Source organism: Paenibacillus sp. Z3-2, from assembly GCF_054161325.1.
In genome coordinates, this window is record NZ_CP096397.1 from 2,111,518 (window position 1) to 2,133,953 (window position 22,436).

General features: G+C 46.4%; 23 protein-coding genes and 1 other RNA gene. 17 read left to right on the plus strand and 7 right to left on the minus strand.

What is annotated here, in order from left to right; genetic code table 11:
- The first annotated feature begins 146 nt into the window (after positions 1 to 146).
- The 3 genes from M1D71_RS09505 to M1D71_RS09515 all read left to right on the plus strand — a co-directional run bounded on the left by M1D71_RS09505 (position 147) and on the right by M1D71_RS09515 (position 1,775).
- Entirely contained in the window at positions 147 to 959 is an 813-nt protein-coding gene (locus M1D71_RS09505; RefSeq protein ID WP_458126238.1) for a YesL family protein, read from the plus strand.
- 51 nt (positions 960 to 1,010) lie between these two features.
- Positions 1,011 to 1,202, plus strand: a non-coding RNA gene (gene ssrS / locus M1D71_RS09510) — 6S RNA.
- A gap of 180 nt (positions 1,203 to 1,382) precedes the next feature.
- Positions 1,383 to 1,775, plus strand: coding sequence for a DUF1499 domain-containing protein (locus tag M1D71_RS09515; protein WP_017689382.1), 393 nt, complete (start codon positions 1,383 to 1,385; stop codon positions 1,773 to 1,775).
- A gap of 72 nt (positions 1,776 to 1,847) precedes the next feature.
- On the opposite strand, the gene tpx is transcribed toward M1D71_RS09515, so the two are convergent.
- Positions 1,848 to 2,366: a thiol peroxidase gene (tpx, locus tag M1D71_RS09520; protein ID WP_145319309.1), complete on the minus strand. Its 519-nt coding sequence runs from the start codon at positions 2,364 to 2,366 to the stop codon at positions 1,848 to 1,850.
- A 148-nt stretch (positions 2,367 to 2,514) separates the two neighbouring features.
- Here tpx and M1D71_RS09525 point away from each other — a divergent pair, with 148 nt between their 5' ends.
- Positions 2,515 to 3,141 carry a rhomboid family intramembrane serine protease gene (locus tag M1D71_RS09525; protein WP_458126239.1) on the plus strand — a complete coding sequence of 209 codons (627 nt, stop codon included), beginning with the start codon at positions 2,515 to 2,517 and terminating at the stop codon, positions 3,139 to 3,141.
- Positions 3,142 to 3,210: 69 nt separating this feature from the next.
- The gene (locus M1D71_RS09530) at positions 3,211 to 4,122 is read left to right on the plus strand and encodes a LysR family transcriptional regulator (protein WP_062833647.1); all 912 of its coding nucleotides are present in this window, start codon (positions 3,211 to 3,213) and stop codon (positions 4,120 to 4,122) included.
- Between the two features lie 36 nt (positions 4,123 to 4,158).
- On the opposite strand, the gene M1D71_RS09535 is transcribed toward M1D71_RS09530, so the two are convergent.
- Together M1D71_RS09535 and M1D71_RS09540 are read right to left on the minus strand one after the other, a co-directional pair.
- Complete coding sequence (locus tag M1D71_RS09535; RefSeq protein WP_076330476.1) at positions 4,159 to 4,839, minus strand: zinc metallopeptidase; 681 nt, start codon at positions 4,837 to 4,839, stop codon at positions 4,159 to 4,161.
- A gap of 28 nt (positions 4,840 to 4,867) precedes the next feature.
- On the minus strand, positions 4,868 to 5,296 hold the full coding sequence (locus M1D71_RS09540) for a MerR family transcriptional regulator (protein WP_458126240.1): 429 nt from the start codon (positions 5,294 to 5,296) through the stop codon (positions 4,868 to 4,870).
- Positions 5,297 to 5,645: 349 nt separating this feature from the next.
- Here M1D71_RS09540 and M1D71_RS09545 point away from each other — a divergent pair, with 349 nt between their 5' ends.
- From M1D71_RS09545 to M1D71_RS09555, 3 genes are read left to right on the plus strand one after another with little or no spacing between them, the layout of a single operon-like run.
- On the plus strand, positions 5,646 to 7,046 hold the full coding sequence (locus tag M1D71_RS09545) for an ammonium transporter (RefSeq protein ID WP_062833649.1): 1,401 nt from the start codon (positions 5,646 to 5,648) through the stop codon (positions 7,044 to 7,046).
- Between the two features lie 41 nt (positions 7,047 to 7,087).
- Positions 7,088 to 8,173, plus strand: coding sequence for a DUF294 nucleotidyltransferase-like domain-containing protein (locus tag M1D71_RS09550; protein WP_458127207.1), 1,086 nt, complete (start codon positions 7,088 to 7,090; stop codon positions 8,171 to 8,173).
- Positions 8,170 to 8,907, plus strand: coding sequence for an exonuclease domain-containing protein (locus M1D71_RS09555; RefSeq protein WP_458126241.1), 738 nt, complete (start codon positions 8,170 to 8,172; stop codon positions 8,905 to 8,907). The genes M1D71_RS09550 and M1D71_RS09555 overlap by 4 nt, the downstream gene beginning before the upstream one ends.
- Here M1D71_RS09555 and M1D71_RS09560 read toward each other — a convergent pair.
- The gene (locus tag M1D71_RS09560; RefSeq protein WP_458126242.1) at positions 8,893 to 9,384 is read right to left on the minus strand and encodes a M67 family metallopeptidase; all 492 of its coding nucleotides are present in this window, start codon (positions 9,382 to 9,384) and stop codon (positions 8,893 to 8,895) included. The genes M1D71_RS09555 and M1D71_RS09560 overlap by 15 nt on opposite strands.
- Before the next feature lie 225 nt (positions 9,385 to 9,609).
- Between M1D71_RS09560 and M1D71_RS09565 the strand changes: the two genes are divergently transcribed.
- A complete protein-coding gene (locus tag M1D71_RS09565; RefSeq protein ID WP_458126243.1) occupies positions 9,610 to 10,161 on the plus strand; it encodes a TlpA family protein disulfide reductase in 552 nt (183 codons plus the stop codon).
- A 123-nt stretch (positions 10,162 to 10,284) separates the two neighbouring features.
- On the opposite strand, the gene cimA is transcribed toward M1D71_RS09565, so the two are convergent.
- Positions 10,285 to 11,904 (minus strand): citramalate synthase, encoded by a 1,620-nt coding sequence (gene cimA / locus M1D71_RS09570; RefSeq protein ID WP_458126244.1) that lies wholly within the window; start codon positions 11,902 to 11,904, stop codon positions 10,285 to 10,287.
- A gap of 531 nt (positions 11,905 to 12,435) precedes the next feature.
- Between cimA and M1D71_RS09575 the strand changes: the two genes are divergently transcribed.
- The 3 genes from M1D71_RS09575 (at position 12,436) to M1D71_RS09585 (ending at position 15,722) form a co-directional block, all read left to right on the plus strand.
- Positions 12,436 to 13,737, plus strand: coding sequence for a DNA polymerase IV (locus tag M1D71_RS09575; protein ID WP_458127208.1), 1,302 nt, complete (start codon positions 12,436 to 12,438; stop codon positions 13,735 to 13,737).
- 117 nt (positions 13,738 to 13,854) lie between these two features.
- Positions 13,855 to 14,097, plus strand: a complete 243-nt coding sequence (locus M1D71_RS09580) for a ferredoxin (protein WP_017689369.1) — start codon at positions 13,855 to 13,857, stop codon at positions 14,095 to 14,097.
- Between the two features lie 182 nt (positions 14,098 to 14,279).
- A complete protein-coding gene (locus M1D71_RS09585) occupies positions 14,280 to 15,722 on the plus strand; it encodes a L,D-transpeptidase family protein (protein WP_458126245.1) in 1,443 nt (480 codons plus the stop codon).
- Positions 15,723 to 15,764: 42 nt separating this feature from the next.
- Here M1D71_RS09585 and M1D71_RS09590 read toward each other — a convergent pair whose 3' ends face one another.
- Positions 15,765 to 15,902, minus strand: a complete 138-nt coding sequence (locus tag M1D71_RS09590; protein ID WP_017689367.1) for a hypothetical protein — start codon at positions 15,900 to 15,902, stop codon at positions 15,765 to 15,767.
- Between the two features lie 254 nt (positions 15,903 to 16,156).
- On the opposite strand from M1D71_RS09590, the gene M1D71_RS09595 reads away from it, so the two are divergent.
- The 3 genes from M1D71_RS09595 to M1D71_RS09605 all read left to right on the plus strand — a co-directional run bounded on the left by M1D71_RS09595 (position 16,157) and on the right by M1D71_RS09605 (position 18,673).
- Positions 16,157 to 17,254 carry a quinone-dependent dihydroorotate dehydrogenase gene (locus M1D71_RS09595; protein ID WP_458126246.1) on the plus strand — a complete coding sequence of 366 codons (1,098 nt, stop codon included), beginning with the start codon at positions 16,157 to 16,159 and terminating at the stop codon, positions 17,252 to 17,254.
- A 134-nt stretch (positions 17,255 to 17,388) separates the two neighbouring features.
- The gene (locus M1D71_RS09600; protein ID WP_458126247.1) at positions 17,389 to 18,204 is read left to right on the plus strand and encodes a GTP pyrophosphokinase; all 816 of its coding nucleotides are present in this window, start codon (positions 17,389 to 17,391) and stop codon (positions 18,202 to 18,204) included.
- Entirely contained in the window at positions 18,191 to 18,673 is a 483-nt protein-coding gene (locus tag M1D71_RS09605) for a DUF309 domain-containing protein (protein ID WP_458126248.1), read from the plus strand. Before M1D71_RS09600 ends, M1D71_RS09605 begins: the two co-directional genes overlap by 14 nt.
- A gap of 216 nt (positions 18,674 to 18,889) precedes the next feature.
- Here M1D71_RS09605 and M1D71_RS09610 read toward each other — a convergent pair whose 3' ends face one another.
- Positions 18,890 to 19,438, minus strand: coding sequence for a thioredoxin family protein (locus tag M1D71_RS09610; protein ID WP_458126249.1), 549 nt, complete (start codon positions 19,436 to 19,438; stop codon positions 18,890 to 18,892).
- 221 nt (positions 19,439 to 19,659) lie between these two features.
- On the opposite strand from M1D71_RS09610, the gene M1D71_RS09615 reads away from it, so the two are divergent.
- Both M1D71_RS09615 and M1D71_RS09620 read left to right on the plus strand, forming a co-directional pair.
- Complete coding sequence (locus M1D71_RS09615; protein WP_458126250.1) at positions 19,660 to 21,357, plus strand: RsmB/NOP family class I SAM-dependent RNA methyltransferase; 1,698 nt, start codon at positions 19,660 to 19,662, stop codon at positions 21,355 to 21,357.
- Entirely contained in the window at positions 21,354 to 22,100 is a 747-nt protein-coding gene (locus M1D71_RS09620) for a pseudouridine synthase (protein WP_458126251.1), read from the plus strand. Before M1D71_RS09615 ends, M1D71_RS09620 begins: the two co-directional genes overlap by 4 nt.
- The last annotated feature ends 336 nt before the right edge of the window (positions 22,101 to 22,436 follow it).

The following is a 22,436-nucleotide window of genomic DNA, read 5'->3' on the forward strand; positions in this document are numbered from 1 at the left end:
CTGCGCCAATTTTTGTTCACTGCCAAACGCGCTAGTAAGGACAATGCTGATCTCTTTTCGGGAAGTACTGGCTTTTCCTATCTATAATAAGGTATATTAATATTAGACTTCAGGTAATACGCAAGGCTGCGGAGGAGGAGAAATGTTTGGAATTTAAAGGAGCTATGGGTGGGATCTACCGGCTTACAGAGTGGATCACGAGACTGGCCGCAACCAATCTGTTGTGGGCTATTTGTTCGTCTCCGTTCTTGTTTTTCTTGATTATGAAACTGCTCGTAATGCAGCAGAACCTCGCAAACGAATCATTGCAAATGAACTGGGCTATAGCCATTGTGGCACCGCTTACACTGTTCCCGGCGACTTCGGCGCTGTTTACGGTTGTTCGTAAATGGAATATGGGCGATACGGATGTACCGATCTTCCGTACTTTCTTTGTAGGTTACAAGGAAAACTACAAGCAAAGTTTGATTGGGGGCATTTTTTACACACTGCTGTTCGCGATTATGTATCTGGATTATACGGTGTACATGACGCAGTTCCGTAATATGCAGCTCGTGGGAATCATCATGCTAGTACTGCTTCTCTTGTTATTTGTATCGCTCTTTAACTTTTTCTCAATGGTTGTACACTATCATATGTCCATCGGACTCATTATCAAAAACGCGGTATTGCTTACGCTGATCAGACCTTTCCGTGTATTCTCCACATTGCTGGGAAGCGGATTGCTGTTCTACATTGGTTTCCGTTATCCGGTCTTGTTCATCTTCTTCATCATCAGTATCATCGCCTGGTTTGCTTTCTTTAACTTCTATGCAACCTTCAACAAAATGCAGGAGCAGATGGAGAAGATGCAGTTGAAGAAGGAAGAGGAGGAAGCTGCTGCGCTGGCTGAGAAATCAGCAGAGAACGGTGAAGCATCTGAACCATCAGACGACAAAAACATTACACTGCAAAAATAAAACATCATGGATCGCCATTTACTTTTTACACAGTTAGGGATATAATAATTGTACATCCTGCGATGTACGTTTCGGTTATTCGTTGTTTTGAACCAATGATGACGTCTTCGGGAGATCAACACAGAATGTTGCTGAAAAGCCCTGTCTATACGACATGGGGACTTCAAAAAGCATTTTTGCGGTCACCCACCTGCCAAGCAGGTTCATAAGACAATGTAGCCGGACGGCATAGGCGGGTTCCTAATTTTTCATGTACAGCACCCTGACTTTTCCTCTTTTGAAGGAATTTCAGGGTGTTTTTATGTTGTAGTGAGTATTTGATTGGTTTTGCGATAAATATGATGCTTACCCTTTTGTTACTACTTGAACAATGTTACACTAAGATACATAAATGGAACGGTTACATTCAAAGGAGGAAGGGTCTTGACCTTAAAGAGAACGCTCGTCGGTATCATCCGCAGCATGGAGGGGACCAGCGATCGAGCCAAGGATCCCAAATTAAAAACACGGTATTATAACTTGTCCAAAGACAGAGCCTGGGAAGAGGTTTCTTCGACACTCAAAAAGATACCGGGTTATAAAGTGCTGCACGAAGTGCCTTCTGTTGGAGAAGTTATACTGGAGAAGCGGACTACCTTTGGACGGACGATGGATATTACAGTTTCCATTATCTCGGTAAGTCCTGTTCGTAGTGCAGTGGATATGTATTCAGCTTCCCGTGGTTCCCTTGGAGACTTGGGCTCTAACTATCGCACGATCATGAACTTATTCTCTGTACTGGATAAGAAGCTAAGCAAGTATAAAGCAAATGATTGAAATAGATGATGAATTACAAAAAGCGAGTGAAGGTTAACCTTCCTCGCTTTTGTTCTGAACGTGTGATGACTTCTACAGCAATGCTTTGACAGCAGCAATCGCTTGTTCGAAGTTAGGGGAGTCTGTCATTTCAGGCAGATACTCCACATATGTAATCCGGTCTTCGGCATCCAAAACAAAAATGGAGCGCATATCCAACTGGAATTCTTTGATCAGAACGCCGTAGTCTTCACCGAAAGAACGTGTTTTGTAATCTGACAATGTTACTACGCGGTCAACACCGGCTGCTCCGCACCAACGTGCTTGAGCGAACGGAAGGTCAACGCTTACTGTCAAGACAACAACATTGTCTCCGAGCTCTCCGGCTTCAACATTGAAACGACGAGTTTGCGCATCGCATACGCCAGTATCCAGGGAAGGAACAACGCTGATTAATTTGATTTTGCCTGCGAAGTCTTTCAAGGATGCATCTTCAACCAGGTTCTTGCTAAGTGTGAAATCGGGTGCTTGATCGCCCACCTTCAGTTCGGGTCCGATCAATGTAATAGGGTTACCTTTAAAAGTGGCTGCGCCTGTACGTTCTTGTGCCATAATAATGTTCCTCCTTATAAATTGGTGATCCGTGCCAAAATCCATTATAATCTTTTATGAAAGGCATTGTCCAATTCGGACATGTACCATTACGATGGATCAGAGATGTAATTCCGATCTGAACAGGGTGGAGTGAAAGAAGAAATTTATGATATTTATTCGCTATGAGAACTGGAAAGGTTATTTGAAGTATTTCCCTTTGACGTCGATTTTTTTAATTGCCAATGTAGTGATGTTTATTGTGTTAACGGTAAATGGTGGTTCAACGAACAATATGGTGCTGCTGAAATTCGGGGCACTTACGAATTATGAACTGTTCGCTTCGGAGTGGTGGCGCTACATTACATCCATCTTCCTGCATGCGGGCTTCAGTCATTTATTGTTTAACAGCTTTGCGTTAATCGTATTTGCACCACCGATGGAACGGTTGCTCGGGTCGGTAAGATATGGTGTATTGTACCTGGGCGGTGGCGTGTTGGGTAATATTCTTGCTGTTGCGTGGTATAACTCGGTTGGCAGCATTACCATCTCGGTGGGTGCTTCAGGAGCGATATATGCCGTCTACGGTGCCTTCCTGTATGTAGCCCTGTTCCAGCGCACCATGATGGATGAGGCTTCGCGCAAAACGATGTACACTTTGCTGGTGTTCGGGATTGTATTCTCCTTCGCCATGTCGGGTATCAACTGGATGGCTCATCTCGGCGGATTGTTGGGTGGATTCTTTATTTATGGACTGTTAATCAGATTGTGGAAACCCCGCAGCTTAAAACGGTAGTCAGAACGTTCTCAAGATGGAATGCAATCAAGGATAAGTAGGGTATAACAGATTGGAGCGATCAGGCGAGTGGAATTAAGACAGTTGCATTACTTTTTGAAAGTGGCACAGAAGGAACATGTAACACAAGCAGCTGAAGAGTTGCATGTGGCACAGTCAGCGGTGAGTCGTCAGATTCATCAGTTGGAAGAAGAACTGGGCGTGGACCTTTTTATGCAAAAGGGACGAAACCTGCAGTTGACTGCAGTGGGACAGCTTTTTTGTAAACGAATTGAAGGCATATTGAAAGATCTGGACAAGGCAGTGGGGGAAGTTCATGAGTTTCTTGACCCGGAGCATGGGGAGATTCGAATTGGATTTCCGCATAGCCTGGGGATTCATCTCATTCCTTCCGTTGTGGCTGCTTTCCGTCAACGCTACCCCAACGTGAAATTTAGATTCAAACAGGGGATGTTTCCTACACTCATTCGTGATGTGTTATCAGGAGAGGTGGATTTGGCATTCATTTCTCCTTTTCCGGAGAAACACGATCAAGTGGATGGCGATATTGTACTCACGGAAGAGTTACATGCCATCCTTCCTCCGAATCATCCGTTAGCTGGTGAGGAGACGATTGCGCTCGAACAACTCAAGGATGACAAGTTCGTGTTGTTCAGTAAAGGATATTCTCTTCGTCCTATTGTGTGGCATGCCTGTCTGGAAGCTGGCTTTACACCCAAGATCGCTTTTGAAGGTGAAGAGACCGATACCATCCGGGGGTTGGTCGCTGCGGGCATGGGGGTCAGTCTGTTGCCTGAGATGGCGTTATTCCAGACCAACCCGTTGCAACCGGCACATGTGGCCATCTCTCATCCCAAAGTAACACGCACCATCGGGTTAATTCACCGCGCGGATGACAAACTGCCGCTGGTTGCCCAGTCCTTTCGTTCATTTTTGCTTCATTACTTCGGTTTACAACAAAACAATACCCCATCCGATTAACGGTGGGGTATTGTTTTTGTATGATTAGTTTTACAATTAATCGCGGCTGTTGAAGATTCCGATGTAACGAATCAGTTCAAGCAGTGAGATCAGCGCTGCAGCGACGTAAGTCAAGGCTGCGGCATTCAGAACTTTAGCAACACCTTTTTCTTCTTCATTACGGATGTAACCTTCGGATACCATAATCTCTCTTGCGCGATTGCTGGCGTTGAACTCAACCGGTAATGTTATGAGTTGGAACGCAACAGTTACGGAGAAGAAGATGATACCGATACCTACAAGGTTCATTGCATTGAAGAGGAATCCTGCAATCAACAGGAACGGAGCCAATCCGGATGCAAAGTTCACAATTGGGAAGATCCGGTGACGCAGTGCCAGCATGGGATAACTTTCTTTATGCTGAATGGCGTGGCCAACTTCGTGACACGCTACCGAAACAGCTGAGATTGAGTTTTCGTAATATACTGGTTCCGATAAGCGTACAACCCGATTGATCGGATCATAGTGATCAGAGAGTGTGCCGCGTACAGGCTCAATTGGAACATCATGCAGACCGTTAGCGTCGAGCATCTGGCGAGCGGCATCGTAGCCGGTGATTCCATTCTGGTTCGGTACCTCCGACCAACGTCTGAAAGTACCTTTAACGCGAAATTGCGCCCATAAAGAGAGCAAAAAGGCGATAATGATCAATACGAACATACCGTTATTAAAACTCATTTTCATTCCTCCGCTTTCTAATAATAAGCTACATCATGGTGTTCTCAAGCAAGATTTTCAGTGCCTCCATTGTCCCGGCACTTTTGGTGAGTAGTCCTGCCATCATCTTGCGTGCTTGTACAGGTTTCATCTCCCCAAGTAGCGGTTTGAGTTCGTTAACCTCTCGCTCAAGTTGTTGCACATGAAGCTCCAATGTTGTCAATTTGCTGGCAACTTGTTCTTCCGTGCTAACCAGACGCCACTTCTCAAGAGATTGCTTAATCTCGTCGAGACTATACTTCTCTTGTTTCATCTGTACAATACGTTCAAGCCTGGTTAAAGTTTCATTACTATAGAGACGATAATTTTTTTGTGTACGTTCTTCGGGAAAGATCAGTCCAAGCTTCGTGTAATAATCAATCGTCCGTTCACTAACACCAGCGGTCTTGGCAAGTTCGCCAATCCGAAAAAGTTTCATATCCCCAATGATATTCACCTCGCTTGCAAGTTCAAATGTAGGGAATTGTAGTTTCCAACGAATGTATATACTACGCCCAATTTTTCTTACTAATAAGTATGATACATGATCTTTAACCGTACAGTCAAACGTTATGCTTTGGTAATCGACGTGTTTCATTTCTATATCTATGTGCTCATAGAATGTGAATATGTACTTAAGTGCAAGAAAAAGACGTATGACTTTATTCCCAGAAATATTTTTCAGTTTTGATGAAAATACTCTTGTCAACTTTCCTCTCTTCTGCTTATAATGACATTAAGAGTTTCACGATATGTGAAGAAACTTAACATAAGAGGGAGTGGGGTACATGAGAAAGAAATGGTTAGTTTCGGTGTTAGTAATGCTTACTTTGTTCGCTTTTCCGGTCAGTGCATTCGCAGCTGCGGAGGGGCCAACTAACATTGAACTTCAAAGTGGATTGAACTCAGCCTTTACGTTTCTGGCTGTAGTGCTAGTGTTCTTGATGCAAGGGGGATTTGCTTTACTTGAAGCGGGTTCAACACGAATGAAGAATGCAGGACACATTGCGGGTAAGACCATCCTGACATTGGGAATTTCAGTTATTGCCTTCTGGGCTTTGGGCTTCGGTCTTGGTTTCGGTAATGGTAACAGCTTCTTTGGAACAACAGGATTCTTCCTGAGCGGTGACAAAATGGCTGCTTCCTTCGAATCATTGGCTTTCTCCGATGTTCCTCTGACTGTTAAATTCGTATTCCACCTCGCTTTTGCGGCGGTATCTCTGGCCATTGCCTGCGGTGGTATGGCTGAACGTGCAAAAATGAGCGTATATATTGTATTCGGTACACTTTATACCATTATAATGTATCCGGTTGTTGCTCACTGGGTATGGGGCGGCGGCTGGTTGGCTGAGCTGGGAATGCAAGATTTTGCAGGATCGACAGTTGTTCACTTGACTGGTGCGACTGCAGCACTGGTAGCTACCATCTTGTTGAAACCACGTATTGGTAAATACAACAAAGACGGCAAACCTAACATCATTCCAGGTCACAACCAAGTGTATTCCGTACTCGGGGTAATTATCCTCTGGATTGGTTGGTTCGGATTCAACCCAGGTAGTACTTTAACTGCTTTGGACGATGGATTCTTTGGTTATGTTGCATTGACTACTAACGTAGCTGCTGCAGCTGGTGGTGTTGCTGCACTGTTGATTTCATGGGCAGTTCTTGGCAAGTCCGATATTCCTAGCATGTTGAACGGTGTGCTTGCGGCGCTCGTTGCAATTACAGGTGCTTGTGCCTTCGTTGAACCTTGGGCAGCTCTGGTTATCGGTGCTTTGGCTGGTGTTATCACATTCTTCACAGCACAGTACTTCGATCGTAAAGGAATTGACGATCCAATCTACGCTTTCTCCGTACACGGTGTTGCTGGTATGTGGGGAGCAATTTCCACAGGTTTGTTCGCTACACCAGAACTGGCTGAACATGCGGGTGTAGGTCAAGCGGGTCTGTTCTATGGCGGTGGATTCCACCAATTGGGCGTACAGCTTCTCGGTCTGGCAGGTGCCTTTGCCTTCGTACTGGTAATGTCCTTCATTATTCTGGGCGGAATGAAAGCGATCATGGGCATCCGTGTTACTGAAGAAGAAGAAACAATGGGTCTGGATATCAGTGAGCACGGTACTTACGGATACCCTGAACAAATGAAAAATGTAGATTCTAAATCCAATGGTGGTACGTTCAGCTCCTGAGGTGAATAATGCTGAAACATGCTTCAAGGAGGCTGGACATGATGGAACCCATCTCGTATACAAACTATTCCTGGTCTCATGAGGGAATCGATGGCGCGATGTCTTCTCAAGGACTGCGCCAGGCACGTGTGATATTACAGAACGAGCTCCAGGAATTGTTGTCCGCTTCCTTGTCGCCGATCGAGTGGTACCAAACGGTAAATGAACTGCATGACCGGATTGCACGGAAAGCAGTAGAGTTATGCATTCAGGGGATGGTTGAGGAAGGCTTCGGCCAACCTCCCGTCCCCTATGCCTTTATCGTATATGGCAGTTCCGGCAGGGAAGAAGCAACGTTGTGGAGCGATCAGGATAATGGCATGATTATTAGCGATACTCCGCATGAAGGCAAAGAGGCGTATTTTGCCGAGCTTGGACAGCGAATAACGGATATATTGGAAGAAGTTGGTTATGCCAAGTGTGAAGGCAAAGTGATGTGCTCGGAGCCACTTTGGAGAAAAACGCTGGAATCATGGAAGCAACAATTAGCAGATTGGAGCTCGGATCTGAATTGGGAGCCAGTTCGTAATCTGATCATCGCTTCAGACATGCGTTTTGTTGCAGGGGAGCGTAGTCTGGCAGAGGAATGGATCACGAGTTTTTATGACCAATTTAGACTGGTTCCTGAACTTTCGGATGCAGTTCTTCGCAATACGGTTAAACATAAAGCTACATTAAATGTACTTGGACGAGTGGTTACAGAGCGATTCGGTGAACATGCAGGCGGATTTGATGTCAAGTATGGTTTGTACATTCCGCTGGTGAACAGTGCCCGTTATTTGGCTTTGCAACATGGGATCAAGGAGTCATCTACGTTAAAAAGAATGGAGAGACTGACTTCGCTTGAAGCTGTTCCGTTTACAGTACTGGATGCCTGTCAGCGGGCCTTCACAGCCGCTCTGAAGCTTCGGAGAAGTACGCCGGTTGCCATCCAGCAGGGCTTGCAGCAGAGCAGTGGATTCCTGGATGAGAAACAGATGAAACAGAAGCAGATACATTATGAGCTCAGGGATACGCTTGGGTTGGTCCGACGAGTACATCGTGCTTTGCAAAGACAGTTGCGTTTTGCAGAAAGGAGACGTCCATGAGAGAGCCGGTAAGGGGCAATACAGGATTCTGGAATTCGCTGCGTCAGGGAGGGGTTCCTTCCGCCATCGCTTCCATCATGGGAGCCCCTACGGCGCAACACATGGCGTTTATCCGTTCCATGATGAGGGAGCAGCGCAGACCCGAGGTGCTGCATACTCCCTTGAATGAGCTGGATGCCGTTGTATTTGATCTGGAAACGACGGGCTTCTCTCCTCAGCATGGGGATGAGATTATCTCATTTGGTGCAGTTCGTATACATGGTGGTGTAGTGCTGGAAGGAGAACAGTTCTATACGGTGGTGCAGTCCAAGACTGCGGTTCCGGAACATATTACTGAACTTACAGGTATTACACAGCAGATGACGCTGGATGCACCAACGTTGCTGGAGGGATTGCATGATTTCATGTCTTTTGTAGGCGGAAATGTTCTGATTGCACACGCGAGTGCGCATGACCGAGCCTTTCTGAATGCAGCTCTTTGGCGGACTTCAAAAGTAAGGCTGACGCATCGTCTAATCGATACGATGATGTTGGCCCGCTGGCTTGAACCAAGCAGGCCGGGGTATGGTCTGGATGAATTACTGGAATCCAGAGGTATTCCGATCTATGGACGTCATCATGCGTTGGAAGATTCAAAAATGACTGCACAGTTATGGTCTTGCTATCTGGAGGACATGACTCGTATAAATGTGGAAACTTTGGGTGATCTGTATACCCAGTTAAGTCACGCATAATGGAACGGGAAGCAAATTGTACGAAGGAACAATCTCTTGAGACTGGTTGTGTTGTACCTTCGAGGATTCAATCTGATAACCGTTCAGTTGCATGTGAGATCTCAATCCGGTTGCAAGGTCAGGTGAGCCGATGAGGTACATCTGAAGCAAACCGGCGAAGGCCGGAAGAGCTTGCATGTCCTCTAAGGAAGGAACAGGCTTTGTATGCGGATGAGAATGGAAGATGCCAATGAGCTTGGGTTCGGAGAATATGCACCGAATCCATTCGGCATCGTCCAGTGCAAAATGGTGCAGCGGGTCAGGTGCTACGTTACGAATGGGCTGAAACCGACTGATTCGTATGCCGCCCGCTGCGGTTTCACCCAGCATAACCCCGCAGGCTTCTTGCGGCAGCGAAAGGAACATGTGCTTTGACATCTCTTGTTCTACGGAAGAAGGGATGTAGAAGACGTTTTGCTGCCCGTGAAGTGCTGCCATTTGTATTCACCCCTCTCTCTTTGGCTCCTGCTTAGGCAGGAGTCCTTTTTCATTTTATTTTGTGTGATCCGGATTGTAAAATTTTAAAGGAAAAGGGTACAATATTAAAGAGAACATTTGGAATCATGTTCTGGTGAACTGTTATTTAGAGTGATTAACATTTAGCATGCACAAAAATTACGGTTTCAGTTTCAATATGCTAATTATATAAAAGGGTGGCGGGTTATGAAACGAAACATATACATACTCCTTGGTGTTGTCTTGCTGGTTGGTATTGCACTGGCCCAGAATGCGGGTGACGGTATTGCTGCCGTATTTAAGCAGGAAGAACCAATGCCTACAGAGACGGGACCGCGTGCGGGTCTTCTGGCGCCTGCTTTTTCTCTGACAGCAATGGATGGGAAGACGTACAGTGTCGGGGGCGAGAAAGATAAGGCCACGTTCGTCAGTTTCTGGGCATCCTGGTGTGAGCCGTGTAAACAGGAAGCTCCCGAGCTGAATAAAATGGCGGCGAAATACAAGGATAAGCTTGATCTGTATGGGGTTAATGTAACATCTTACGATAAACTCAAAGATGCCAAAGCTTTTGTGGATGAGTACCAACTGACGTTCCCTATCCCCTTGGACGAGAAGGGGACAGTGTATGCCCAATACAATGGGGTGGCTTTTCCGACGAATGTTCTGATTGACTCCAGAGGAGTTATACAGGAGATTATCTTGGGAATTTTGCCCGAAAAAGAGTTGGAACGTAAGATTAAAGAGCTTGTAGCAAATTAATGTTCACTAAAAAAGGAAGCCTCTGCATCCATGAATCATGGGTACGAAGGCTTCCTTTTTATTTTCCGGGAAATAAGCGTTAAGAGGTTGTTCAAAAAATTCCACTTTCTTTGAACATGCACTTTAGTGGTTGCTTAACCCGTGAGCAGGAATAGGAAGTATGCCTGGCTCATCTTGCAATTTTTCCTGAAGCAACGCATAGCGGAAACTGTGCACAAGAGCTTCCCAACTTGCTTCAATCACGTTCTCGGATACACCAACGGTGTTCCATGTGTTTTGGGTGTTCTTGGATTCGATCAATACACGAACTTTGGCAGCTGTGGCATCCTTCTCATCCAGTACACGTACTTTGTAGTCTGAGAGGTGCATGTTGGCAAGTGAAGGGAAGTATTGGACCAACGCTTTCCGAAGCGCGTTATCGAGTGCGTTGACCGGACCGTTTCCTTCAGCAGCGGTATAGACACTTGTTCCAGCCACGTTAAGCTTGACAAAGGCTTCAGAAACAACGGATTTCCCCGCCGTTTTCTCCACAAGCATTTTGAATGATTCAAAAGTGAACAATTCTTTCATGTCACCGTTTGCTTCACGAATCAACAATTCGAGCGAGGCATCTGCGCCTTCGAACTGGTAACCCTGATGCTCCAAGTCTTTGATTTTCTCAATAATCTGACGTGAATTGGCACTGTTTGGATCGAACTCAAGACCCAATTCCTGTGCTTTGGACACAATGTTACTCTGTCCAGCAAGCTCCGAGACCAGCACACGCTGTTTGTTACCGACGAGTTCAGGCACAATATGTTCGTAGGTGCGTGAATCCCGCAGGATCGCAGAGACGTGAATACCGCCTTTGTGAGCAAAAGCAGCATTACCGACATATGGCTGATTAATCGGCATATTTACATTGGCAATCTCGCTGACATATCTGGCCACGTTCGTAAGTTGTCTCATGGAATCTTCCGTAACACATTCATAGCCAAGCTTGAGCTGCAAGTTCGGAATGATGGACGCAAGATTTGCGTTACCGCAACGCTCTCCATAACCGTTCATCGTTCCTTGAACCTGACGGGCTCCTGCTTGTACAGCGCTTAGTGTATTGGCAACAGCTAGTTCGCAATCATTATGTGTATGGATACCGAGATGTGCATGAGGCAGGCTTCTGTGCAGTGCAGACACGATCTCGTGTACCTCGTTCGGCATGGTTCCACCGTTCGTATCACACATGACGAGCCAGTCCGCTCCGGCCTCGTGAGCCTTGGTCAAAACCGCTTGAGCATACTCCGGGTTATGTTTGAATCCGTCAAAGAAGTGCTCTGCATCGAAGATCACTTCCATACCATTCTGTTTCAGATAGGCAATGGAATCATAGATCATGGACAAATTCTCTTCCAGTGTAGTCTGCAAAGCGGTATGCACATGGAAGTCCCATGATTTACCGACCAAGGTAGCAGCCTGTGCACCAGATTCGATCATGCGCTTCAGGTTGGCGTCTTCACTAGCGATGCTGCCTTTACGGCGTGTGCTACCAAAAGCAACAACCTTTGCGTTCAGGTTCAATTCCTTGACTCTTTTGAAAAACTCAATGTCCTTGGTGTTGCTGCCGGGAATTCCGCCTTCAATATAATGGACACCCAGGTCATCAAGCTTCTTGGCAATTTTGAGTTTGTCGTCTGCCGATAAGCTGACACCCTCCCCTTGTGTGCCGTCACGTAAAGTCGTATCGAAGATGGAAATGGCCTTTGACATGAAGATCCTCCTTTGAGATAAAGCGCTTTTTTAAAAGTTTGGATTGTTAGTTAAGAAAAGCTGTTAAGTACGTTAGTGGACGAATCCTTCGATTCAGCAACGCTACACTGTGTTAAACTCGATGCGCTGATTTGTCCTAAAGTCGTCAATTTGTATAATTAATTATTATAGCACCATTATAGCCAAATGCTACATAGAAATCGCAGTTTCATGTAACAATTATCGGATTTTAGAGCGAAAAAGGGGAAGTCATTCATAATTCGAATGTGTGTTATAATCTATTATTAAGGCTTAATTGAAATAAATGGAAGAAAAGGAGGGTTGATTTTGACTTTTTTATGGGAAAATACGATTATTACCCTGATCACTTTGATTCTTGTTGTAAGTGTAGGTTGGCTGATTATTCGGTCTCTGATCAGATCTCACAGAAAATAAAATCACGTGACTGAATTTACATAGTGGTTTTGATATACTATAGAAGAAAGAAATTCGTTTCATTAAATAGTGTGCATGAAAGGGCGGGAGTTCATGATGTCTTCAGACGGCAATCCTCCAGCGAATGTGGATCAATATTACCCTACAGCCGGACGGGTGATTCTGCATGTGGATATGAATGCATTCTACTGCTCTGTACATGAAGCCGAGGAACCGGATCTATATAAAGGAAAAGCAACGGCCGTTGCGGGTAGCAGTGAACTGCGCAAGGGTGTAATCGTAACCTGCTCATATGCCGCTCGTAACCGGGGCATCTCAACAGGTATGGTTGTGCACCAAGCGATGAAAAAGTGCCCTGATCTCATCGTGATTCGTCCTGATTTTCATCTCTATCGCAAATATTCAAGAGAATTCATGCAAATTGCGTATAGTTATACGCCTCAACTTGAGGCGACGTCCATTGATGAGTGTTATCTTGATATTACAGGCTCAAGGCAATTCGGGAATCCGATGGAGATTGCGGAGAGCATTCAGCGTAGAATCAAGGATGAATTGGGGCTGCCTTGTTCCATTGGCATTGCACCCAACAAACTATTGGCGAAAATGGCTTCAGATCTGAAAAAACCAAATGGTATCTCCATTTTGCGTATGAGGGATGTACCCCGGATTCTCTGGCACAGGCCATGTAACGAGATGTTTGGCATTGGTAAAAAGACGGCTGAGAAGCTGAAAAAACTGGGCATCGAGACGATTGGTCAATTGGCTAAATCGGATGAGAACATGTTGACCGAACTATTCGGAGTCAATGGAGCATGGCTCAAAAATTCTGCAAACGGCATTAACCATTCCGCGGTTCACGCTGAACGGGAAGCCAATAAATCCATTGGACATACGACCACTTTACCAGCGGATGTAGCGGATATGAACGATATACATCGTGTTTTCCTCAATATAAGTGACCAGGTAGCCAGAAGATTGCGCAAGCACGAAATGCTCAGCCAGGGTATTCAGATTACCATTCGGACACCAGATATGAAAACGATCACCCGATCACGTCTAATGGAAGTTCCTACGGAGGATGCAACGGTCATCTATCGTGAAGCCTGTAAACTATTTGAGAAGCATTGGGGTAGTGGCAAACCTGTACGCATGCTGGGTGTGACGCTTCAAAATTTGATTCCAAGAGAAGAATCCGCTGTACAGATGGACTTGTTCGAATATGAGAAGAAGCCCAAGAAGGACAATCTGATTCGAATTATGGATCAGTTACGCGATAAGTTTGGTGAGAATGCCGTTGTGACCGCAGGTATGCTTGGGGACGATCCTTCCGTGCTGCTTCGCAATCATAAAGTGCGGGGGACTTCCCTGCAAAAAGATAATTTGCAAAGTCTTGATTGAATAGGGGATAATAGAGACTTGTGGTTGCAAAATGATTTGTAATTATTCTTGCTTTGGTTTAATATGTTTCTAGATAAAAACACTGTACGTTTCGAATTTTAGGAGGAGAGAATGTAAATGAGTAAATATACTTGGGTTGAAAAAGACACATGCATCGCATGTGGTGCTTGTGGAGCAACGGCTCCTGACATCTACGATTACGATGATGAAGGTTTGGCAGAAGTTATCTTTGACGGCGATGCTAACCATGGTGTTAAAGCTATTCCAGACGACTTGTTTGACGATATGCAGGATGCATGCGACGGCTGCCCTACAGATTCCATCAAAGTAGCGGACGAGCCTTTCAATAAAGAGGGCTAAGTATTTCTCACATGAACACAGAGCACTTTCTTTTGTCTTTACGACAAGGGAAGGTGCTTTTTTTGTCTCCGATTATTGTCGAAAACCCTTTTCCCACCGGGTACTGAAGTCCTATGGATTCATCGACTGGTTATGCCGATATATAATGTTATACGGAAAAAGGCGAAATAGTGGAGGATCGGATGCAAAATACTCATCTAAGAACATATGTCAAGAAACATCCCGACAATAAAATGGCCTGGTATCTACTTGGAAAGGAGTACTTGGGCGAAGGGCAGGAGGCTAAAGCCAACTATTGTTTTCAGCAAGCGGGCGAGGTTTACGAAGCATTTGAACGTAGTAAAGCTCCTGCTGACATCTGGGTGGACTATCAGGAGAAATTGGTGGAGATGTCTGAGCAAAAGGAGAAAAAACTACGTAGACGCAAAATGTGGCTTACGTTGTTAATGCTGCTTGTTCTGGCAGGTCTGCCACCTGCGGATGCTCCGGGTTTCAGTCGTGAAGCAGTCGATACACTGTCATCTGCACTGGAATCCACGGATGACATGCCTGACCCTGTAGCAGCGGATCAGCAAGATGGGACTGCAGCCATTCCGCCAAGTAATGTGTTCACTGCTGCAGCATTTGGTGGAGGCAACCATGGCGAGGCTGCGCTCGCAGCTGCCTGGTCGGGGTCTGGTCCGAAAGTAGAGACTTCGGCTGTACTGGGGATGCAAGCTTCGGATGATTGGTCTTTATGGAAGCGAAATATGCCTGTGAAATACATTGTGCAGACCAATACAAGCGGGAAATTAACTGCACAGAGTTATGATGCCGAGCAGTGTAACTGTGAACCTCCTGAAGTGATGCCGAAAATCAAAAAGATGGCCTTGGCGTGGACCGCCAAGCAAGAAGCCGCTGCATCATTATCGAGCTCAATCGTTGCCTATCGCAAACAAAAGGGCGCCTGGCCCAAGAGCGTAACGCAATTGGCCCAGCCATTTCCGAATAATATTTTGGGAGAGACTGCACCGGGTATGACAGAGATGTTTCCAAAGCTGTTAGCCGTGCATCAAGGAAAGGCACAGGAAGGAGAGGGCGATCCGAGTGGGAAAGAGAGCGGTCCGACAACTTCAAATTCCCCTCAAGGCAAAAATGCCGCTTTTGCGGATACGCTTGGGGGTAAGCCTTTTTTGCAGGAACCGCTTGAGATTGTCATTGATAAGGATAAACATAAACTTGCTTTGATCAGTGGGAACACCATAGTTCGTATGTATGACGTGGGACTTGGTGGTAATCGAACACCGGAGGGAGCATTTGTTATTACAGATAAAGTGGTCAATCCAAATGGTCACTCGAACGGTGAGTTCGGAAGCAGGGGCATGCAGCTCTCGGATACGAATTATGCCATCCATGGGACCAACGAGCCGGACAGTATCGGACTGGATGAGTCCCTTGGATGTGTGAGAATGCGCACAGGAGATGTAGAAGAGTTATTCGCCCTTGCTCCGCAAGGCACTCCAGTACGCATCGGAGAAGATGTGCTGCCAGATCTAACGCTTGTTCCAGAAGCGAAACAGCGTTATCAACATACACTTGTTCCGAAACAAAATAATCCGAACAAAACGTATCACTGGCTGAACTGACCTGCTTGATATGTAGAATCAGATGCAATTAGCCTGAATCATCTACATGTTGGCAATAATGATAAGAGCTCCAATGATGATGATCAAGCCGCCTACACTGGCTGCTGTCCATGCAATGGCTTTGCGATTCACTTCTTCTTTCTTTTGCTGTAGCGCAGGTGGTTTACGTTTGGGAGCCATGAGTTATTCCTCCTTATTGGAATAGGACTGGTGTAGAGTAACCATGCTCTCATTGTAAAGAATTCAACTCGCCATTTCCAGTAGGCGGGTGGATTTCTTGTGAGCATTTTGTATTATTCGATTTGTGCTGTCTATGCGCAAACTACTTTCCTTTTTAATAAGAAACGGATAGACTTGAGTGTAGAGTGTTTTTTTACATATGAAAAGACGGCAAACGGCTCTTTGGCGTACCGGACCAGAACGGAGTGAGTGATTTGTTATACAGAAGTCTTGCTAAACCTTTGTTATTCAAAATGGACCCTGAACAGGCCCATCATCTGATTATTGGCGGCCTTAGTGGCATGGGCAGCATCCGTCCAGTTCCTTCCGGACTGCGTGTGATGTATGGTGTTCGTGAAACGTCGGATCTGGCTGTTGACATGTTCGGTTGTCATTTCCCTACACCTGTGGGGCTGGCTGCGGGCCTGGACAAAAACGGACAGGCTGTAACGGGCTTTTCTTCCATTGGATTTGGATTCATGGAAGTGGGTACCGTGACGCCACTTGCACAGCCAGGTAACGATCAGCCACGGCTGTTCCGCTTGCCTCCAGATGAGGCTTTGGTGAACCGGATGGGCTTCAACAATCTCGGTGCGAAAGCTATGGCAGGCGAGTTGGCACGTCTTCAGGATCGTCGCATTCCAGTGGCGGTTAACATCGGCAAGAATAAGGCAACGTCTAATGAGGAAGCTCACCTGGACTATTCGAAGTGCATTCAGGCGCTATACGATTATGCGGATCTATTCGTGGTCAATATTAGTTCACCAAATACACCGGATTTGCGTAATCTGCAACATGGGAATGAATTGAAGGAACTGCTCGCTGCGGTCATGAACGAGATGAACGTGCAGCATGCACGAGCGGGTGGGGCGATCAAATCGGTACTGGTGAAAATCGCACCGGATGTGAACGATCAGGAGCTTGAATATATGGTTCGCACGATTGCAGATAGTGGCGTTGCAGGCATTATTGCAACGAACACAACGATCAGCCGCACAGGACTTTCTCACCAACATGCGAAGGAAACTGGGGGTCTGAGCGGTAAACCTCTGCGTGAGCGTTCAACGGAAATTATTCGCCAGATCTATCGTCAGACCGAAGGGAAACTTCCGATTATCGGTTCAGGTGGCATTTTCACAAGTGAGGATGCATACGAGAAAATTAAAGCTGGAGCAAGTCTGGTCGAAATATATACAGCATTGATCTATGAAGGACCTGAGGTGAATCGGCGTATTCATGCCGGACTACGTGAGTTACTGCGCAAGGACGGTTATCGTCATATCTCTGAAGCAGTTGGTGCGGAGCACCGTTGAGAAGGATTGTGCATCCCCGGAATGAAAACATAGAAGCATGGAAGAGCGTAAAATGGTTCGGGACTCTTCCCCCCACCAAACATCATGTATAATGGAATAGAACAGGGGACGCTATAGAGACAGGAGGCATAAGCATGGACGGTAGAGACTGGGGTACATTTTTACTTCCTTATGAACAAGCGGTAGAGGAATTGAAAGTCAAGTTTAAGACAATGCGGGCGGAGCTGAAGAAACGGGAAGAGTATGCCCCGATTGAATTTGTTACCGGTCGTGTCAAAAAAATATCCAGTATTTTGGAGAAATCCAGACGACTGAATGTGTCGCTTGATGACGTGGAAACAGGGATTGAGGATATTGCAGGTATCCGCATCATGTGCCAGTTCGTGGATGATATCCGTCGGGTTGCCGAGTACATTCGGGGCCGCAAGGATCTCACGGTTTTAATTGAGAAAGATTATATTACGAATTTCAAAGAGAGCGGCTATCGCAGCTTCCATATGATTATTGAGTATCCCGTTCAGACGGCTCTGGGACAAAAGAAAGTATTGGCAGAGATACAGATTCGAACGCTTGCCATGAATTTCTGGGCTACCATTGAACATTCTCTGAGTTACAAGTTTCGGGAGGGTTTACCGGATGACATGCGCGCCAGGCTGAAAAAGACGGCTGAGGCCGCTTTTGTACTGGATAACGAGATGTCAGCGATTCGTTTGCAGATCCTGGAGGCACAGAAGGCCTTTGAGGATGATTCCAATATCGTGTCAAGAACATTGAATATTATTCATCAATTATACTTCTACCATCTTGTCAGTGAAGCGATTGAGGCACAGAAGCGCTTTAACGATTGCTGGGAACAACATGACATGGAAGGACTCAAAGACTTGCTGGATGACGTGAAAGAACTTCTGAACAACGCCAGAAAGGGCGAAAATCCGGATGAGCATCTATGAGTCACTGTACATTGACTACTTAATTTACTTCAATCGGGATCAGGATTATTTCGAGTGCCATGAGGTGCTGGAAGAATTGTGGCTTGAACGGGACCGCGATTCTCTCTATAAGGGATTGTTGCAGATTGCTGTTGGTTTGTACCACTTCAGGAATGGCAATCTCCGCGGAGGCATAATGATGTTACAGAGTTCAGTTGATCTTCTGGAACCTTATCCTGATACAACTCTGGGCATTGATCTTGGGGTTTTGGTACAGGAAGTAAAGAAACTCGTGAAGGAACTGTCTGAATCCGACGCTCAGTCTGTGACTTACAGGGATTTGTCCATACGGATTGTTGATGAGGCACTGGAACAGGAGATACTTAGGAGATCGCTTGAGCTGAAGCCTAATATTCCACAGCGCCGGAGTCCCACTAGAGGACGAATTTACGAAGAGAAGATGAAGGCGATGGATCAGGGCAAAAGTTGAACATAATTAACGTTAGCGTCAAAATGAGCATTCCTTGGACATGAATTACTATGTATATGAAACACCCCGATGATTCCTGTAAAGGGAAAGATCGGGGTGTTTTTTGAATATTGCGTCATATTCAGATCATTGCAGATGGTATACCTGTCCTTTATGGGAGTAATATCGGGTGACACCAGTATCTTACTGCGGTTAGTGTCGATATTGAACTATCCGTTAGCTTGCCGAAGGAGTGGCACTGCCTTTATATTTTTGGAAAAATTGTTTGTAATCGTCCAGCGTATAGCCTTGGTCACTGCCATTCTCTTGCAGTCCGCCAACCATACGGTCCTTCTCGACACCAGCCTCATAGTATACGAGTGTAGGCGTGAATTCGATGTTGTAATCCGTCCATCCAGCTTCGAATTCGCGCAGATTAAACTGCGGAAGCTCGATGCCTTCACTGTCAACCAGCGGCATCAACTGTGGTGTAGTGGCACGGCAGTGTGAGCAGTCGGAAGCGAAGAAGTAAACAAAGAAGCTATCTTTGTTATCGATTTTTGCTTTGAGATCAGCGGGCACAATAATTTGTTGATAGTTGGGATCGCTAAGCAGCTCCCTTGTAGCTGGATTAAGCTTGGAGGCAGCGATGCCATAAGCATTCTCTACCGTATCCATCTGTTTCTTGGATTGCTGGTCTACGACAACCAATGCTGCAATCATAATGATTAAAATACCCAGGAAAATAAGGATCGCAGCACTTTTCTTTTTCTTCTTGGATTTCATTGGACATCCCCCATCGATCATATCGAAAAATAGTTTTGGCAAAAATAGAGGTTGGGATAATATGCATAAACACCCGAATTTTTGCTCAGAAATCAATCTACTTGCCATTATACTACATTACACGCTGTAGTGGAATAGAAACGATATGATAGGAAAGCACAGTCTGGATATGATAATATAAAACGATAATGCAATCTTACCAAGACAGGATGAGTGGGAATATGGGTGTAAAGCTACCTTTGATATTTGCCGAGCGAATGAAAAGTTTGCTTGGCGATGAGTTTGAACAATTTATGAAATCTTATGAGCAGTCTCCGCATGCGGGACTGAGAGTGAATACATTGAAAATATCGATGGAACAATTCGATGAGATTGCTCCGTTTGATCTAAGAGCTATTCCGTGGTGTGAGACCGGGTTCTATGTACCTCATGGTGTTAAACCAGGTCTGCATCCCTATTATCATGCTGGCCTGTACTATATACAGGAACCAAGTGCTATGGCTCCCGTTGAATTATTGCAAGTGGAACCTGGAGATCGTGTGCTTGATCTGTGTGCAGCTCCGGGAGGAAAGACGACACAAATTGCAGCAAAGCTGCAAGGCAAGGGTGTACTTGTCACGAACGATATCCATGCTGAACGTACCAAAGCGTTGGCCAAGAATGTGGAATTGTACGGGGTGCGAAATGCCGTTGTACTGAATGAGTCGCCCGAGCGGATCGCGAATGCGTTTCCTCATTATTTTGACAAAGTATTAATTGATGCACCTTGTTCAGGTGAAGGTATGTTCCGCAAAGATGAAGACATGGTGAAATCGTGGGAACATCATTCGGTGGATAAATGTGTGATAATGCAGCGCGATATTCTCGAAACTGCGGCACGATTGCTGGCCCCGGGAGGAACAATCGTATATTCCACATGTACCTTTGCGCCGGAGGAAAATGAAGCGATGATTGCAGAGTTCCTGAATGTAAACCGTGATTTCGTTATAGTGGACATTCCAGAAGAGACAGGATTCGCTCCAGGACGTCCAGAATGGGTGCGTCAGATGATGCCTGAGAAGGCAGAAGAGACGAAAGCTGTGCTGGATCAAACGCGTGGTACCACAAGATTGTGGCCTCACCTTTTGGAAGGGGAAGGGCATTATGTCGCTGTATTGCAGCATCGTGCAGGTCAAGGATCAGTAAAAGATCAACCGGGAGTAGTTAAAGAAGGAGCAATGGAGTGTGGACAGGTCGCGGATGTGTCCAGGATTGAAGCAGAGGGGAACCAGGGTCACTCTATTGCTGCTTCTTCAATTGCTATGACCAAGGCTGATCGTAAAAAAGAGCGTTTGATGCGAATCGAATCCAGAGCGTCCCATGACAGACAGACCGGTGACGGTAAGAATCCGGGTAGGCATGGCAAGAAAGGCAAAGATCACGGTGGTCGAAAGTCGGACCGGGGTAAGGGACGCGGAGCGGATCAGGCGAGTATTGACCCGGTTGAGATCTACACTCAGTTTATGAAAGAACAACTGGAGGTTGAGCTCGTCGGAGAAACGGTATGTTACGGAGATCGTGTGTATCAATCGCCAGTGGGGGCAGCCCGGTTGGAGGGACTGAAAGTCATTCGTCCAGGCTGGTTTATGGGCACGATCAAGAATGGTCGATTTGTTCCGTCGCACCCGCTTGCGTGTGCTCTGAATGCATCGGAGGCACGGCGAAGTGTGAGTCTGTCATCCGCTGATGGCGAAGCCGTGAGGTACCTCAAGGGGGAAACGTTGAATATTGAAGAAGAACGAGTGGTGCTCAAGGCGGATACGGTTGCCAAAGGGTACGTTCTTGTATGTGTAGATGGTTATGCTGCTGGCTGGGGAAAATGGTTGGATGGTGTACTGAAGAATGAATATCCGGCAGGCTGGAGGTGGACATCGGTATGAGTGGAAAAGGCAAACAAACGTTGCGTCTGGATAAGATATTGAGTCATATGGGTGTGGGAACACGGAGTGAACTCAAAAAGATGGTGAAGCAAGGCAGAATCCATGTAGATGGCAAAGCGGTGAAGGACAGCGGTGTGCAGGTGAATCCGGAGGTTAACGTCATTGAAGCTGATGGAGAGCGGATTATGTATCGGGAGATGATCTATCTGATGCTGCATAAACCTCCAGGTGTCGTGTCTGCTACGGAGGATAACAGAGATAAGACGGTGCTGGACTTGCTCCAGAAAGAGGATCGGGTCTTCAATCCGTTTCCTGTTGGACGACTGGATAAGGATACGGAAGGACTACTCATTCTTACCAATGATGGTCCACTTGCGCATGATCTGTTATCTCCACGCAAGCATGTACCCAAAACCTATGAAGCCCGTGTACTGGGGAATGTGGATGAAGAGGATGTGCAACGTTTCAAAGCCGGGATTCAGCTGGATGATGGATACGAGACATTACCTGCCGAGCTGACAATCCTTGGTCAGGAAGAGACGGAAGAAGGCACGGTATCGTTGATCTCGCTTGTTATTCACGAAGGGAAATTTCATCAGGTAAAACGCATGTTTCAGGCGGTAGGCAAACGTGTGATTTATCTGAAACGCGTAGCCATGGGTGACCTGGAACTGGCTTCCGATCTTGCTATCGGAAGCTATCGTGAACTAACCGCAGAAGAGTTGAACCTTCTGCGGAAGTAAAGCTCCCGTCCTTCGCGAAGCGGAGCAGGGAGTCGTGAAGGGGAGCGAAGCCCCGAAACTAGGCGCCGCAGGCGAGAAAGCTCCCGCCCTTCGCGAAGCGGAGCAGGGAGCCGGGCAGAAAGCAAAGCCCTGCCCGTAATGGTCCCGGTTAAGCTTGGGAGGGACCGCCGCTGACCAGCGGTGTGCCCGGCAACAAGCGTTCCTACGGCAACCGTCACATAGCAAGACCCGACCTCCCGCCGGTGAGCAAGACGGGAGTCCAGAGGGCAGAGCCCTCTGGGGCCCTCCCTCGGAAGGGAGGGTTTGGGTGGGTGCGACTACTAAACAGATGAGGAT